Consider the following 15,623-nt stretch of genomic DNA (forward strand, 5'->3'; position numbering starts at 1 on the left):
GGTGGCGCAGCATTGCCCCGGCCGATGGGTCAGGATGGGTGCCATGCCGCTGTTCTCCCGCTCTGAGCGGTCCCTCCTCGGGCGGACCGTCGGCACCGGCATCCGCGCCACCCGGCTGATGCTGCGCGGCTCCCTGAGCAGCGGTCGCTGGGTGACCCGCAGTGCCGCTCGGGCCCGGGCCCGGGGTGCCGGCGGGGAGACCGGCATGGTCCGTCTGTTCGACCTGCATGCGATCTCCTGTGCCGGTGACACGCTCATCGCCATCGGGCTGGCCGGGACGATCTTCTTCAACGTGCCGCTCGGCGAGGCACGGAGCAAGGTCGCGCTCTACCTGCTGGTGACCATGGTGCCCTTCGCCATGCTCGCACCGGTCGTCGGGCCACTGCTCGACCACTTCCGGCACGGCCGTCGGTACGCCCTGGCCAGCACCATGCTGGGCCGGGCCTTCCTGGCCTGGCTGATCTCCGACTACATCCACGGCTTCGGGCTCTATCCGGCGGCTTTCGGGGTGCTGGCGCTCTCCCGGGCGTACGGTGTCGCCCGCTCCGCGGCCGTACCCCGGTTGCTGCCGGAAGGGCTCGGCCTGTCCCAGGTCGGCGCCCGGGCGAGCGTCTACGGCACGGTCGCCGGAGCGCTTGTCGCGCCGATCGGGCTGGCCGCGTTCTGGTTCGGGCCGCAGTGGCCGTTGCGGGTCGCTTCAGTGATCTTCCTGGTCGGCATGGTGATCTCCCTACGGCTGCCGCCGAAGGCCGACTCCGAGCCGCCGGAGCGGGTACCGCGACCACTGCGGGCGCTGCGTCGGGGCACTGACGAGCGACCGCTGGGCCGGGGCAGACCCGCCGGGCGGCTGGTGATCTCGACTCTGGTCGGCGCGGCCACGCTGCGCGCGGTCTACGGATTCCTGCTGCTCTTCCTGGCCTTCACCATCAAGGCCGGCGACCTGACCACCGTGGTGTTCGGGCGTGACCTGGGCGATGAGTGGGCACTCGGCCTGGTCGGCGGGGCACTTGCCGTCGGCACCTTCCTCGCCACCGCGATCGGTACCCGGTTGCGCATCCACCGGCCGGCCGCCCTCCAGTCCAGCGGCATGGTGATCGTCGCCGGGGTGGGCGTACTCACCGTGCTGAGCTTCTCGCTGCCGATGGTCGCCCTGCTCTGCGTGGTGACGGCGATGATGAGCGGCATCGCCAAACTGGCAGTGGACGCCTCGATCCAGGAGCGCATCCCGGAACGGTTGCGGGCCAGTTCCTTCGCCCATTCCGAGACCGCGCTGATGCTCGCCTTCGTCGCCGGTGGCGGGCTGGGGCTCGTACCCTTCGACGGCCGGATCGGCATCGCCGTCGCCGCTGGTGTCGGTGCCCTCGCCGCCGCCCGGGCGCTGGTGATGGCCCGACGGCTGCGGGCCGAGAAACTGCGTGGCCGGCCGCTCACCGACGACGAGCTGACCGCCGAGAAGCAGGCCGAGGAAGAACGGGCCGAGGAAGAACGCGCCGAGGAGGAACGCGCCGCCGGGGCCACCCCCACGTCCCCGGCGCCCTACCAGGGCGGACGTGATCCGGAGGAGCCAGGGCTGGCACCACCGGGCTTCCACATCTACCGCCCGTCCTCGACGGTCACCGGTTCCGGCGGCGGCGACGATGAGACGCGGCGCAGCTCACCAGGTTCGATCGCGTGAGCGGTCTGCTCGTGGTGACCGCGGTGCCCGCCGAGGCGGAGGCGATCCAGGCCGGCCTCGCCGACCCGACGGTGGCGGTGCTGCCGGTGGGGGTCGGACCGGCGGTCGCCGGTGCGGCGACCGCCCGGTTGCTGGCACTCGCCGAGATGGCCGGCCGCCCGTACCGGGCGGTGGTGAGTGCGGGGGTGGCCGGCGGCTTCGCCGGCCGGGTCGCGGTCGGTGGCACCGTGCTGGGCACCCGGGCCATCGCCGCCGACCTGGGCGCGGAGTCACCCGACGGCTTCATCCCGATCGACGAGCTCGGCATGCCGCCCGAACTGCTCGGTGGCGGTGCGGCCGTCGACGCGGATCCGGCGCTGCTGGCCGCCCTGCGCACGGCGCTACCGGCCGCGACCGTGGGACCGGTGCTGACCGTCAGCACCGTGACCGGCACCACGGCAAGCACCGACGAACTGATCCGACGTCACCCGGACGCGGTGGCCGAGGCCATGGAGGGGTACGGCGTGGCGGTCGCCGCGAGCCAGGCCGGCGTACCCTTCGTCGAGCTGCGTACCATCTCGAATCCGATCGGCCCCCGCGACCGCGACGCGTGGCGCCTGCGCGACGCCCTCACCGCGCTAACCGCCGCCGCCCCCGCCCTACGCTGACGCCGCCGCCTCGTGCCCGTCCGCCCCTTCCGCCGGTCCGGCCCGGTTCACTTCGGCGGGTCGAGCCGCAGCGCCTGTGGCCGGCTCCACTCGATCCGGTAACCGCACGCCAGCAGGAAGTGGATGCCGCCGAACTCGGCTGTGGCGCAGATCGCGCGCGGACCGGTCTGCTGGGCTTCCTCCGTGAGGCGAGCTACCAGCCGACGCCCGATGCCGAGCAGGCGGAGCCGGGGCGCCACCAGCACACCGTCGAGCACCACCTCGCGACGATCACCCAGGTCCTCCCCGAGCAGCAGGTCGAGGCTGCGTTCATGGGCACGCAACTCGCCGACGACGTCGCCACCGGGCAACTCCGCCACGAGCCGCCAGCAACCGTCCGGCACGCCCTCGATGAGACGGCGGATCCGTACCGAATCGCGGAGCCGCTCCCGGAGTCGTCGCTCGTCCCGCTGGCCACGGTCGAGGTCGTAGGTCACCTCGGGAACCTGCAGCGGCCACCGGTCAGGTGGTAGCGAGTACCAGTGTGCCCACCATGCCCCCGGCCAGTCCTTCAGCGTCCGTACCTTCCGTACGTCCAGGTGCGCCGGATAACGACGGCCCGCCTCGTCCCGACGGGTGTCGTCGCAGATCACGTCGACGGGCAGGGCTTGTTCGTCGGGACCGGCGATCCGAAGCGCCCCGCCCGCCGCCTGCACCAGCCGCTGCACGGTGCCGAACTGGGAACCCGCGGACCGGCCAGACTCGATCCGCGCCACTGTCGACTGCGGCACGCCGGACCGCTCCGCCAGCTCACGCTGACTCAGATCGGCCTGCCGACGCAACGCCCGCAGCATCGACCCCAGATCGAGCACCGCATCCTTGTCGTCCCCCATCCACCGATGCTCCCAGCGCCCTCGCAGATCACTCAATCCCGACCGCGAGCCTGTGGATGAACCTGTGGATAATTGGCCCGGCGAGGGTGCCGCAGCCGGTGTCAATCCGGCCCTCCGGCGGCGGCACATGGTGTTGGCGCCCTGTCGAGCTGAGCCGTCCGTGCTATCGCCCGCCAGACACGAAACGGCGGACTGCGGACGGCAGGGGGCAGAGGGGGTCATCCCGCGCGACGGACGTGTCGCGCACCCCGTGGCGATTCGTTTACGCCCTCAGCTCGACAGGGCGCGCCCACCACACCCGCACCTGCGGTCGGATCGGCCCGCCCAGGCGGACAGCCGCTGACATTTGCGTGGACCCGCGCATCGGCTGACTTCGCGCTGGCGCAACACACCTCGCCGGCAGGGGACGAGTAGGAGCGAACAGGAGCGGTACCGGATCGGGCAGGAGCGCGAGGCCCGGTGCCCGCCGAGGCAGGCAGGGCGAGGCCGGGCGGCGGGTGTGGGTTGAGTCGGCGGGGTTACGGTGGGGGTGTGGCGCTCTCGCTGGCGATCTCGCCCTGCCCCAACGACACGTTCGTCTTCCACGCGCTGGTGCACGGACAGGTGCCCGGCGCACCGCCGGTCGAGGTGACGTACGCCGACGTCGACGTCACCAACACGGCCGCCGAGCGCGGCGCGTTCGACCTGGTGAAGGTGAGTTACGCGGCGCTGCCGTGGCTGCTGGAGGACTACCACCTGCTGCCCTGCGGGGGTGCGCTGGGTCGGGGATGCGGCCCGTTGGTGCTCACCCGGTCCGAGCGCGACGGCGGGCCGGACCGCGACGATCTCAGCGGCGCCACCGTGGCGGTGCCTGGCGACCGGACCACGGCCTACCTGCTGTTCCGGCTCTGGGCGGCCGGGCGGGCACCGCAGCGCATCGAGGTGGTGCCGTTCCACGAGATCATGCCGGGGGTGGCCGCCGGGCGGTACGACGCCGGACTGGTGATCCACGAGGCCCGGTTCACCTATCCACGACACGACCTCACCGCCCTGGTCGACCTGGGCGAGTGGTGGGAGTCCGACACCGGGCTGCCGATCCCGCTCGGTGCGATCCTGGCCCGCCGTGGTGTGGTCGACCCGCAGGAGGCTGCCGGCTGGATCCGGGACTCCGTGCAGCGGGCCTGGGCCGATCCGGCGGCCAGCCGGGCGTACGTGCTGGCACACGCCCAGGAGATGGAGCCCGACGTGGTGGACCAGCACATCGGCCTCTACGTCAACGAGTTCACCGCGGACCTCGGTGAGGCGGGTTTCGCTGCCGTCGAGGCGCTGCTCGGCCGGGCCACCGACGCCGGACTCGTGCCTCAGACCTCCAGCTCGCGGGCGACCGCGTGGACCAGCTGAGCGATCTTCTGTGCGGTCCTGCGGTCCGGGAAGCGGCCCCGACGCAGGTCGGGCTGGACCTTCGCCTCCAGAACCTTGATCATGTCCTCGACCAGGCCGTGCAGCTCCTCGGCGGGACGTCGACGCAGCTCCGCCACGGACGGCGGCGCGTCGAGGAGCTTCACCCCCATCGCCTGGGTACCCCGCCGGCTGTCCACCACGCTGAAATCAATGCGCTGGCCGCCCTTGAGTTCGGTGACACCCGCCGGTAGCGCGCCCTTCGGCAGGAACACGTCGCCACCCTCGTCACTGGTGACGAACCCGTATCCCTTGGCCGCGTCGTACCACTTCACTCGACCCGTAGGCACCTGAGAACCTCTGCTTCGCTTGAACCGTCTACTGCCTCAAGGCTAGCCGGATCATCCCGTCGAGCGCCGCCGGGAATCCGGTGAGATCCACCAGCACCGCCGCCGCCCCGGCCGCGCGCAGTTCATCGGCCGAACACGGGCCCGTGGCCACCGCGATGCCGGGCACTCCGGCCGCGGCGGCGGCCACCATGTCCGCCACATGGTCGCCGACGTAGTGGGTCGCCCCGTGCGCCCGCAACGCGGTCGCCTTCTCCTCGGCGAACAGGTCACCGGCCAGCTCGTCCACGGCCAGCCCCAGGTGATCCAGGTGCAGCCGGGCCAACCTGCCGATCTTGGAGGTGACCACAAGCACCCGACCACCGCGATCACGGACCGCGGCGAGAGCCGCCACCGCCCCGGGCAGCGGCACGGTCGGCGTGATCGCGTACGCCGGGTACAGCTCGCGGTAGACGGTCACCGCCTCCTCGACCTGCTCCGGTGGGAACCAGTGGGCGATCTCGGTACGTAGCGGCGGGCCAAGCCGGGACACGGCGACGTCGGCATCGACGGGTACGCCGGTCCGTTCGGTCAACGCGCGGTACGTCGCGGCGATCCCGGGGCGCGAGTCGACAAGCGTCATGTCGAGATCGAATCCGACGGTCAACGAAGGCATCCTGGAAAGCTACCCGGCCAGCCGGACCGGCCGGGACGTCCGATGGGCGAGAGTGCCCCCCTCCGGGCTAGCGTGGAACGACGATGAGCACCTCACTCGCCGACCACCTGCGGTCGCTGCCCGACGAGTCCCTCGCCGCGCTCCTTCAGCTCCGGCCCGACCTCGTCGTACCGGTCCCCGCCGACGTGGCCGCCCTCGCCATCCGGGCACAGTCCCGCGTCTCGGTGTCGCGCGCGCTCGACGGGCTGGACCAGTTCACGCTCCAGATCCTGGACGCCGCCCGGTTGACCCGTGACCCGGCCGACGGCACCACCTCGGTCGACGGGGTCCTCGCCCTGGCCACCAACGGCCCCAACCCACCCGCGCCCACCGCCGTGCGGGCCGCCGTCGACCGGCTACGTGCCCGCTTCCTGCTGTACGGCACCGACCGGGCCCTGCACCTCGTCGGTGGCATCGACGAGATCTCCCCGTACCCTGCGGGGCTTGGTCGGCCGGCGGCGGAGCTGGACCCGCGCACGGCCGCGCTCTGCGCGGACCCGGCGAAGCTGCGGCGGACACTGCTGTCCGCGCCGCCGTCGGCCCGGGCGATCCTGGACCGGTTGGCCGCCGGTCCGCCGGTCGGCAGCGTGCCGCCCGGCGCGTTGCAGGCACCTGCGGTCGGCGCGGACGACGACCTGCCACCGGACGACACAAACGGCGGCGCGCCGACCGGCTCTCCGGTGCGGTGGCTCGTCGACCACCGGCTGCTGGTACGGGTCTCCGGCGGTAAGGGTGGCACCGCCGGCATGGTCGAGCTGCCCCGGGAGATCGGGCTGCTGCTGCGCCGCGACACCGGCCCGCTGGGTCCGCTGAGCAGCAGCCCGCCTCAGGTGGCCGCCACGCCGCGCGAGCCGAAGGCGGCCGACTCCGCCGGAGCCGGGCAGACCATGGAGGTGGTACGCCACACCGAGGCGCTGCTGGAGCAGTTGGCCGCCGAACCGGCGCCGGTACTGCGGTCGGGCGGAATCGGCGTGCGTGACCTGCGCCGGTTGGCGCGGGTCACCGGGTTGGACGAGCCGACAGCCGCGCTGCTGCTGGAGGTGGCGTACGCGGCCGGGCTGACCGGTGAGATGGAACTGCCCGGCGTCGCCGGCCGGTACGGCGCCGACCAGCAGGTGCTGCCCACCGCCGGTTACGAGATGTGGCGGGCCGGTTCGCTGGCCCAACGGTGGGAGCAGGTGGCCCGGGCCTGGCTGACCATGACCCGACAGGTCGGGCTGGTCGGCCAGCGCGACGACCGGGACCGCCCGATCACCGTGCTGTCGGCGGAGGCGGAACGGGCAGGTGCCCCGGCCGCCCGGCGGGCGGTGCTCGGCGTACTCGCGGATCTCGAACCGGCCGCCGCGCCCAGCGCCGAGGAGGTGCTGGCGCTGCTGGACTGGCGGGCCCCCCGACGCAGCCGTGGCCGGGAGAACGCGCATCGGGAGGTGCTGGCCGAGGCGGCCACGTTGGGCGTGACCGGGCTGGGGGCGCTCACCTCGTACGGGCGGCTGCTGCTTGCCGAGGCGACGGCGAGCGAGGACGGCGCGACCGACGACCCGCTGGGGCTGCGGGCCGACGTTGAGGATGGCGGCAGCGCGGTCCGGGTGCTCGACACGCTGCTACCCGCCCCGGTGGACCACTTCCTCGTCCAGGCTGACCTGACCGTGGTGGTGCCCGGGCCGCCGGAGCCGGCGCTCGCCACCGAACTGGAGGTGGTCGCCGAGCCCGAGTCGGCGGGTGGGGCGAGCGTGCACCGGATCACCACGGGCAGTGTGCGACGTGCCCTGGACGCCGGCTACTCCGCCGACGACCTGCACGAACTGTTCCGCCGCCGATCACGCACCCCGGTACCGCAGGGGTTGACGTACCTGGTCGACGACGTGGCCCGCAAGCACGGCGGGCTGCGTATCGGCTCCGCCGGGGCGTACCTGCGCAGCGACGACGAGGTGCTGCTGGCCGAGGTGCTGGCTGACCGGCGGGTCGAGGCACTGGCGCTGCGCCGGCTCGCGCCGACCGTGCTGGTGACCCCGTACCAGGGCGGCCGGCTGTTGAGCGTGCTCCGGGAGGCCGGCTACGCCCCGGTGGCCGAGGATGCCACCGGGTCGACGGTGCTCACTCGGCCGAAGACCCGACGGGCGCCGGCCCGGGTGTCGGTGGCGAGTCGGGCACTCGACCCACTGGCCACCCCACGCCTGCCGCTGCCCCGCCTGCTCGGTGTGGTGGAGCAGATCCGCCGGGGTGACGCGGTGGCGCGGGCGGCCCGGCGGGCCCCGGCTGTGGTGCGGGGCGCGACGCCGGACGGGCCGACCCCCGCGCACGGTCACCACGACGCCCTGGCCGTGCTGCAACAGGCGGTACGGGACAAGGCGCTGGTCTGGGTCGGCTACGTCGACGCACACGGGGCAACCGCGTCCCGGCTGGTGCGACCCGTCTCGCTCGGCGCGGGCTACCTACGCGCCGAGGATGAGCGGACCGAGATGCTGCACACCTTCGCGCTGCACCGGATCACCGCGGCGGTGCTGGAGAAGTGAGGCTCGGCTGGCTCAGCGGCGGCTGTTCCGCACCGACCCGACGATCGCCACGATCAGGAGCAGGGCGAACCCGGTGCCGGCGGCCTCACCGACCGAGTCGATGAAGCCCTGCTGGAGCACGAGCCAGCCGAAGAGGAACCAGCCGAACAGGACGACACCGACGATCGTGTACGCGATCACGGTTGCGGTGGAGACGGGTTCGACCGACTCCGCCTGCTCACGTTTGGGGACAACTTCCTGATCAACGGTCATCTGCCCTCCCCCGTACGGTCCGGCCCTGAACGTCAAGGGTGTCACCCTTGGCGGCTGTCGACCAGCACCATCGGGTACCGATCCGGTTCGGCTCCTACCCGGGGACGGCAGGCAGCGAAACGGTGAGGTGGGGTCGCCGGTTCGGCCCGGGCGCGCCGCTCGCCCCCGTTGGCTGTCCACGGTGACGGGAAAGGCCCCCGCTTCCTGGCCCGTCCGGCCGTGGATCGAACGCGCTACGCACCGGAACCGACCGGCATGACGACCGCGAGGGCGTACGGTGGCCGTTCACCATCCACCGATCCGCCGACCTCGACGACTCGTCCCCTACTGCTAGACGCGCAGAAGTACCAGCAGGGTTGCGCGGAGCGCGCACTTTCTCGCCACCCGCCCGCGCGTGCAACACTGGATGGTCGCCCTGCGGCAGGTCAGACACCTGCTTCGGCGGCCGGGTCAGCCGTACGGACGAGAGGATTCGGCGTGATTGGTGGACCGCTTATCGTGCAGTCGGACAAGACCCTCCTGTTGGAGATCGATCATCCCGACGCACAGGCCTGCCGGATGGCCATCGCACCCTTCGCCGAGTTGGAGCGGTCACCCGAGCACGTGCACACGTACCGGCTGACCCCGCTCGGGCTGTGGAACGCCCGCGCGGCCGGTCACGACGCCGAGGGCGTGGTGGACGCCCTGATCAAGTATTCGCGGTACCCGGTGCCCCACGCGCTGCTGGTGGACGTGGCCGAGACGATGGACCGGTACGGGCGGCTTCAACTCGCCAACGATCCGGCACACGGCCTGGTCCTGCGCGCCCTGGACCGGGTGGTGCTGGTCGAGGTGGCCAAGAGCAAGAAGCTCGCCGGGATGCTCGGCAACCGCCTCGACGACGACACCATCGCGGTACACCCCTCCGAGCGGGGGCGGCTCAAGCAGGCCCTGCTCAAGCTCGGCTGGCCGGCGGAGGACCTGGCCGGGTACGTCGACGGCGAGGCGCACCCGATCGAGCTGGCCGAGGCCGGCAAGGACGGTCGCAAGGCGTGGACCCTGCGGTCGTACCAGCGGGAGGCGGTCGAGGCGTTCTGGGCCGGCGGTTCGGGTGTGGTGGTGCTGCCCTGCGGTGCCGGCAAGACGCTCGTGGGTGCGGCGGCGATGGCCGAGGCGAAGGCCACCACGCTGATCCTGGTCACCAACACGGTGGCCGGTCGGCAGTGGAAGCGCGAGCTGATCGCCCGGACCTCGCTGACCGAGGAGGAGATCGGCGAGTACTCGGGCGAGCGCAAGGAGATCCGTCCGGTGACCATCGCCACGTACCAGGTGCTCACCTCGCGGCGCGGCGGCGCGTTCACCCATCTGGATCTGTTCGGTGCCCGCGACTGGGGTCTTGTCGTCTACGACGAGGTGCACCTGCTGCCCGCGCCGATCTTCCGCTTCACCGCAGACCTCCAGGCTCGCCGCCGATTGGGCCTGACCGCCACCCTGGTCCGCGAGGACGGCCGGGAAGGCGACGTGTTCAGCCTGATCGGCCCGAAGCGGTACGACGCGCCCTGGAAGGACATCGAGTCGCAGGGCTGGATCGCCCCCGCCGAGTGCGTCGAGGTCAGGGTCACCCTGACCGACGCGGAGCGGATGGCGTACGCGACGGCGGAGGCGGAGGAGCGCTACCGGATGGCGGCCACCGCCCGCACCAAACTGCCTGTGGTCCGCGCCCTGCTCGACCGGCATCCGGACGAGCAGACCCTCGTCATCGGCGCGTACATCGACCAGTTGCACCAGCTCGGGGAGTATCTCGACGCCCCGATCGTGCAGGGCTCCACCACGAACAAGGAGCGCGAGCGGCTCTTCGACGCCTTCCGCACCGGGGAGATCCGGACCCTGGTCATCTCCAAGGTCGGGAATTTCTCCATCGACCTGCCGGAGGCAGCGGTGGCGATCCAGGTGTCCGGCACCTTCGGCTCCCGGCAGGAGGAAGCGCAACGCCTGGGCCGGGTGCTGCGCCCCAAGGCCGACGGCCGGCAGGCGCACTTCTACACCGTGGTCTCCCGGGACACCATCGACACCGAGTACGCCGCCCACCGGCAGCGCTTCCTCGCCGAGCAGGGATACGCGTACACGATCGTCGACGCCGACGACGTCCTCGGCCCGCCCCTACCCACCGTCGACTGACCACATCCCCGTCGGCAAGATCCGCGCATCGGGGTCGTCCGCTGCCTCGGCGTGGTCAGAGGACGCGGGTGATCTGCTCGGCGGCGGCGACGGCGTTCCGGTCGGCGGGGTCGAGGTTGGCGCAGAGCAGCACGGTGGCACCGGCGGAGAGCGGGGCGAGCAGCCACTTGAGCGGCTGGTCGTGCTCGGCGACGTCGACGAGCAGCCGGTCACCGGCCCGCAGGTCGAGTTGCTCGGCCACCGCCCTGGCGATCGAGCCCCACTCGGCGTAGCTGGTGCCGTCCGGGCTGGCCGCGTCGTTGGCGTGCAGCACGGGCCGGTCGGTCGGGGCGACGCCGTGCCGCAGCACCTCCACGGACCAGTCGAGCCAGCCGACCGGCACGTCGACCAACAGCTGTGGCCCGGTGCCGACGAGGTACCGGTGCAGCCCGTCGGGTACGTCCTCCAGCCAGTCGTCGAGCCGTTCCGGGGTGACCAGGACCGCGTCGTACGGTCGGTCGCCGCCGGGCTCCAGCACCGGCAGCCCGGCCGTGGCGCGCGGCCGGAACGACACCTCCAGCCCCACCGCCCAGGCCCCCAACAGCACCGCGGCGGTACGCCAGTGTGGCGGCAGCAGCACCGCCACCCGGCTGCCCGGCGTCAGCCCGCACCCGTCCCGCAGCAGACCGGCGGCCCGAGCCGACCACTCGCCCAGTTCGGCGGCGGTCAGCTGGTGACGGTCACCGGTCCGGTGGTCGAGGTAGGTGATCAACGGCTGGTCGCGCCCGGCAAGACCAACGGCGGACGGTACGGGAAGGGCAGCACGCATAGGTAGGTCCTACTCCTGCCGCCCGGCTCTGTCGAGGCCGGGTCGGCCTGCCGGGCCGGCAAAGACATGACTGATGGCATTGGTGCAGGGTGCCGCGTCACCGGGAGAGTCAGGGATATGACTACTCACGGGGGCGAGCGGGCGGCGCTCGACGGCGTCCGGCAGCCGATGCTCCGGCGACTCGCGCCCGTCGTGGCGCTCCTGTTCCTCGCCCCCTGGGCCGCCGAATGCTCGTGGGGCGGCTTCGCCGGCACCGACATGCTGGGCGTCGTGGTGGTGCTGGCGCCGATGTACGGGGGTGCGGCGGTGCTCATCCGGGAGGCGGCCCGGCGCACCGGCGGCGGCTGGCCGATGATCGTGTTGCTGGCGGCGGGGTTCGGGGTGGTCCAGGCGGGCCTGGTGGACCAGTCGCTGTTCAACCCCGACTACCTGGCCGACACCGAGTTCGCCGAGCTGAGCGCGGCGGACCACACCCGCATTCCGGTGCTGGGCATCAGCGCGCAGGAGGTCATCAGCTTCGTCGGTAACCATGTGGCGTTGACCATCTGCGCGCCGATCGCCATCGTCGAGTCGTACCTCTCCCCGGCCCGTCGGCTGCGGCCGTGGTTGCGGGTACCCGGCCTGGTCGCCATGACCGTGCTCTATCTGCTCGGTAGCCTGCTCGTCTTCGCCGACGACAGTGGACGCAAGGGGTTCCTGGCCAGCCCCGGTCAGCTCATCGGGGCGGCGTCGGTGGTCGGCGCCCTGGTCGTGGTGGCGGCCCTGCCCCGATGGCGGCGTCGACCGCCTCCGGTTCCGGCCGGCGCACCCCGGCCGACCCGTCCCGGCCTGCTGGTTCTGCTCGTCTACCTGGGGGTCAGCATGCTCTCCGGCTGGGTCGGCGTCACCGTGTCGGTGGTTGTCGTCGCCGCGCTGGTGGTGGTGCTGGTCCGGTGGTCGGGACGCACCGGATGGGGTCAGCGGCACGTGCTCGCCGGGGCGGCAGGGGCGCTGCTCGGGGCGGCCGTGCTGGCCTACCTGGTGCCCCCGTACACACAGGTGTCGCCCACCCAGGCCCTGGTCAGCGACGTGATCGTCAGCCTGCTCGCGATCGCGATGCTCGCCGGTGCGTACGCGCGGCTGCGGCGGTCTGACGAGTCGGAGGCCGTGCGCTCCGACAGGTGAGCGGGCGGAGGCTGTCTAGGCCGGCAGTTCGGGGCCGCCGTCGAGCAGCGGGGCGAGCAGGTCGCCGTGCTGCTCGACCCGGTCCAGCACCTCACCGGCGGTGTACGGCTTGGTGGCCGGTCGTCGCCCCGCCGCACCTGCGGAGACCTCGTCCCAGGTCAGCGGCGTCGACACAGACGGAACGGGCTGGGCGCGCAGCGAGTACGGCGCCACAGTGGTCTTCGCCGCGTTGTTCTGACTCCAGTCGATGAAGATCTTGCCCGGTCGCAGGTTCTTCGCCATCTTCGACACCACCAGCTTCGGCTGTTCGCGTTCGAGTTCCTGGGCGATCCGCCGCGCGTAGGCCGACACCTCGTCGGCGGACCGGGTGCCGGAGATCGGGCAGCAGAGTTGCATGCCCTTCTTGCCCGAGGTCTTCGGGTAGGCGTCGACGCCGTCGGCGGCCAGCCGGTCACGCAACAGCAGGGCCACCTGGCAGCACTGCTTCAGTGACGCCGGAGCACCCGGGTCCAGGTCGACCACCATCAGGTCCGGGTGCGCGCCGATCTTCCACTGCGGGGTGTGCAGTTCCAGGGCGGCGAGGTTGGCCAACCAGACCAGGGTCGGCAGGTCGTCGGCGACCACGTAGTCGATCGTCTCCCGGCCCTTGCTCGATCCGGGGACGGGCAGGTTCTCGGTGCGTACCCAACCGGGGGTGGCGGCCGGGGCGTTCTTCTCGAAGAACGAGTTGCCGGCCACGCCGTTCGGGTAACGGATGCGGGTCAGCGCCCGGTCGGCCAGGTGCGGCAGCAGCACCGGGGCGATCCTGGTGTAGTAGTCGATCACTTCGCCCTTGGTGAAGCCGGCCGCCGGGTAGAGGACCTTGTCCAGGTTGGACAGTTCGAGCGTGCGACCGTGCACCTCGACCGGGAATCGGTCAGCCGGCATCGTCGACCTCCTCGGCCGGTTTGTCCGGGCGGATCCGCAGGATCCGGGGGAACCGCAGTCGTCCGTCCGGGGTGCGCTGGCCGTACTTAACCTCCACCACGATCCGGGGAGTTACCCAGATCGCGCCTCGGGCATCCTCGCGGGGTACGTCGCCGCTGAACGGTACGGCGGTGGTGCGCAGCGGCTCCAACTCGCGCAGCAGTTCCCGTTCGAGCGCGGCACCGATCCCACCGCCGACCCGGCCCCGGTAGATGAGTCGGCCGTCGGCGCCGGGTACCCCGACCAGCAGCCCGCCGATCTTCCGCGCGCCGGGCCGCCAGCCGCCGACCACGAAGTCGCCTGTCACCTCCAGTTTGACCTTGACCCAGTCCGGCGAACGTACGCCCGGCCGGTAGGCCGATTCGACGCGCTTGGCCATCACCCCTTCGAGGCCGTGCTCACCCGCCGCCTGGTAGGTGGCCGGGCCGTCGGAGAAGACCGGGGGCACCGCCCACCGCGCCGCGCCCAGCGCCAGGCCGTCGAGGGCCTCCCGACGCCGGGCGTACGGCCAGCCGGTGAGGTCCTGCCCGCCGAGCCGCAAGACGTCGAAGATCATGTACGTGACCGGCACGGTCGCCGCCAGCCGGGCCGCCTTCGCGGCGTTGCGCACGTGCATCCGCTCGGCCAGGGCGGTGAACGACGGCCGACCGGCCTGGTCGAAGAGGACCACCTCGCCGTCGAGCAGGACATCGTCGACCTGCTCGCCCAGCGGGATCAACTCGGGGTAGGCGGTGGTGATCTCCACGCCGGAGCGGGCGTACAGGCGTGGCCGTCCGGCGGAGATGTCGGCAAGCGCGCGTACGCCGTCCCACTTGAACTCGTACGCCCAATCGGGACCTGCCGGAAGCTGCCCGGTCATCGCGAGCATCGGCTTGAGCGGCGCGCCGGGCACAGGCCGACTGTAGTAGCAGGCCGAACACCTCGCGCCCGGTTCGCTGTGATGCGAGCATGGTCGATACCGGGGAAGGGAGCGCAGCATGCGGGCCATCTGGAAGGGTGCCGTGTCGTTCGGCCTGGTCTCGATCGCGGTGAAGCTGTATTCCGCGACGGAGGAGAAGGACATCCGGTTCCACCAGGTGCACCGGTCCGACGGCGGACGGATCCGGTACAAGCGCACCTGTCAGGTCTGTGGCGAGGAGGTCAGCTACGACGACATCGCCAAGGGCTACGACATCGGCGGCGGCGAGATGGTCATCCTCACCGACGAGGACTTCGCCGACCTGCCGCTGAGCACCTCCCACGCGATCGACGTCCTGGAGTTCGTGCCGGCCGAGCAGGTCGATCCGATCCTCTACAACAAGGCGTACTTCCTGGAGCCGGAGGGCACCGCGACCAAGCCGTACCTGCTCCTGCGGGACGCGTTGACCGACTCGGAGCGGGTGGCGATCGTCAAGGTGGCGCTGCGTCAGCGGGAGCAGTTGGCCACCCTGCGGGTCCGCGAGGGTGTGCTGCTGCTCAACACGATGCTCTGGCCCGACGAGATCCGTAAGCCGGACTTCGGTTTCCTCGACGAGGACCTGAAGGTCCGTCCACCGGAGTTGGCGATGGCCACCTCGCTCATCGACTCCATGGCCGGGGACTTTCACCCGGACGAGTTCACCGACGACTACCGAGCGGCCTTGCAGGAGGTCATCGACGCGAAGGTGGAGGGCCGGGAGGTGGTCCAGCCGGAGGAGGTGGAGGAGGCGCCCGCCGCGGCGGTTGACCTGATGGCCGCGTTGAAGGCGTCCGTGGAACGGGCCCGGGCGGCTCGCGGCGAGGCACCGGCCGGTGGTGGCGCCGAGCCGACTCCGATCTCGTCGGCGCGCTCGGCGCAGAAGAAGGCGGCGGAGAAGAAGGCCGCGAAGGCTCCGGCCAGGAAGGCACCCGCGAAGAAGACCGCCGAGAAGAAGGCCACCGCCAAGAAGGCACAGCCGGCCAAGAAGACCGCTGAGAAGAAGGCCACGAAGGCCGCGAAGAAGAGCACCCCGCGCAAGTCCGCCTAGGCCGGCAGGCCCAGCCGAATGTGCCTTTTCGGCGCATTCGGTGCTTTCGTGGCGGCCTGCCGTCCATGATCGGCGCAGCCGTGCCGCCCGGCGTGGGCCATCGATGGTCGGAAGTGCGTCCGGCACCAGGTACCGTGTGTCGGCGACGGCTGCCCGTGGCCGGACC

14 protein-coding genes are annotated in these 15,623 nt (G+C 71.9%); 7 read left to right on the plus strand and 7 right to left on the minus strand.

The genetic code is table 11. From position 1 onward, the window contains the following. Positions 1–43 precede the first annotated feature (43 nt). Together CLT74_RS19640 and CLT74_RS19645 are read left to right on the plus strand one after the other, a co-directional pair. Positions 44–1,675: an MFS transporter gene (locus tag CLT74_RS19640; protein ID WP_099847830.1), complete on the plus strand. Its 1,632-nt coding sequence runs from the start codon at positions 44–46 to the stop codon at positions 1,673–1,675. Beyond that, positions 1,672–2,322 carry a futalosine hydrolase gene (locus CLT74_RS19645; RefSeq protein WP_099847831.1) on the plus strand — a complete coding sequence of 217 codons (651 nt, stop codon included), beginning with the start codon at positions 1,672–1,674 and terminating at the stop codon, positions 2,320–2,322. Before CLT74_RS19640 ends, CLT74_RS19645 begins: the two co-directional genes overlap by 4 nt. Before the next feature lie 47 nt (positions 2,323–2,369). Here CLT74_RS19645 and CLT74_RS19650 read toward each other — a convergent pair whose 3' ends face one another. Continuing rightward, positions 2,370–3,194 (minus strand): GNAT family N-acetyltransferase, encoded by an 825-nt coding sequence (locus CLT74_RS19650; protein WP_199172226.1) that lies wholly within the window; start codon positions 3,192–3,194, stop codon positions 2,370–2,372. Positions 3,195–3,725: 531 nt separating this feature from the next. Here CLT74_RS19650 and CLT74_RS19655 point away from each other — a divergent pair. Continuing rightward, a complete protein-coding gene (locus tag CLT74_RS19655) occupies positions 3,726–4,574 on the plus strand; it encodes a 1,4-dihydroxy-6-naphtoate synthase (RefSeq protein ID WP_099847832.1) in 849 nt (282 codons plus the stop codon). Here CLT74_RS19655 and CLT74_RS19660 read toward each other — a convergent pair. Both CLT74_RS19660 and CLT74_RS19665 read right to left on the minus strand, forming a co-directional pair. Then, positions 4,535–4,921: a cold-shock protein gene (locus tag CLT74_RS19660; RefSeq protein WP_099847833.1), complete on the minus strand. Its 387-nt coding sequence runs from the start codon at positions 4,919–4,921 to the stop codon at positions 4,535–4,537. The genes CLT74_RS19655 and CLT74_RS19660 overlap by 40 nt on opposite strands. A 28-nt stretch (positions 4,922–4,949) precedes the next feature. Continuing rightward, a complete protein-coding gene (locus CLT74_RS19665; RefSeq protein WP_099847834.1) occupies positions 4,950–5,573 on the minus strand; it encodes an HAD hydrolase-like protein in 624 nt (207 codons plus the stop codon). An 83-nt stretch (positions 5,574–5,656) separates the two neighbouring features. Between CLT74_RS19665 and CLT74_RS19670 the strand changes: the two genes are divergently transcribed. Next, positions 5,657–8,125: a helicase-associated domain-containing protein gene (locus CLT74_RS19670; protein WP_099847835.1), complete on the plus strand. Its 2,469-nt coding sequence runs from the start codon at positions 5,657–5,659 to the stop codon at positions 8,123–8,125. Between the two features lie 12 nt (positions 8,126–8,137). Here CLT74_RS19670 and CLT74_RS19675 read toward each other — a convergent pair whose 3' ends face one another. Next, on the minus strand, positions 8,138–8,377 hold the full coding sequence (locus CLT74_RS19675; protein WP_099847836.1) for a hypothetical protein: 240 nt from the start codon (positions 8,375–8,377) through the stop codon (positions 8,138–8,140). Between the two features lie 477 nt (positions 8,378–8,854). On the opposite strand from CLT74_RS19675, the gene CLT74_RS19680 reads away from it, so the two are divergent. Continuing rightward, positions 8,855–10,534 carry a DNA repair helicase XPB gene (locus tag CLT74_RS19680; protein ID WP_099847837.1) on the plus strand — a complete coding sequence of 560 codons (1,680 nt, stop codon included), beginning with the start codon at positions 8,855–8,857 and terminating at the stop codon, positions 10,532–10,534. 55 nt (positions 10,535–10,589) lie between these two features. Here the strand turns inward: CLT74_RS19680 and CLT74_RS19685 are convergent, their stop codons facing one another. Next, a complete protein-coding gene (locus tag CLT74_RS19685; RefSeq protein WP_099847838.1) occupies positions 10,590–11,342 on the minus strand; it encodes a TIGR03089 family protein in 753 nt (250 codons plus the stop codon). Between the two features lie 117 nt (positions 11,343–11,459). Between CLT74_RS19685 and CLT74_RS19690 the strand changes: the two genes are divergently transcribed. Then, positions 11,460–12,506, plus strand: a complete 1,047-nt coding sequence (locus CLT74_RS19690) for a hypothetical protein (protein ID WP_099847839.1) — start codon at positions 11,460–11,462, stop codon at positions 12,504–12,506. A 15-nt stretch (positions 12,507–12,521) separates the two neighbouring features. Here CLT74_RS19690 and ligD (CLT74_RS19695) read toward each other — a convergent pair whose 3' ends face one another. Together ligD (CLT74_RS19695) and ligD (CLT74_RS19700) are read right to left on the minus strand one after the other, a co-directional pair. After that, positions 12,522–13,433, minus strand: coding sequence for a non-homologous end-joining DNA ligase (ligD, locus tag CLT74_RS19695; RefSeq protein WP_099847840.1), 912 nt, complete (start codon positions 13,431–13,433; stop codon positions 12,522–12,524). Then, positions 13,423–14,364, minus strand: coding sequence for a non-homologous end-joining DNA ligase (gene ligD / locus CLT74_RS19700; protein WP_099847841.1), 942 nt, complete (start codon positions 14,362–14,364; stop codon positions 13,423–13,425). The genes ligD (CLT74_RS19695) and ligD (CLT74_RS19700) overlap by 11 nt, the downstream gene beginning before the upstream one ends. Before the next feature lie 85 nt (positions 14,365–14,449). Here ligD (CLT74_RS19700) and ku point away from each other — a divergent pair, with 85 nt between their 5' ends. Continuing rightward, on the plus strand, positions 14,450–15,457 hold the full coding sequence (gene ku, locus CLT74_RS19705; protein ID WP_099847842.1) for a non-homologous end joining protein Ku: 1,008 nt from the start codon (positions 14,450–14,452) through the stop codon (positions 15,455–15,457). Positions 15,458–15,623: the final 166 nt, after the last annotated feature.

The organism is Verrucosispora sp. CNZ293, from assembly GCF_002754655.1.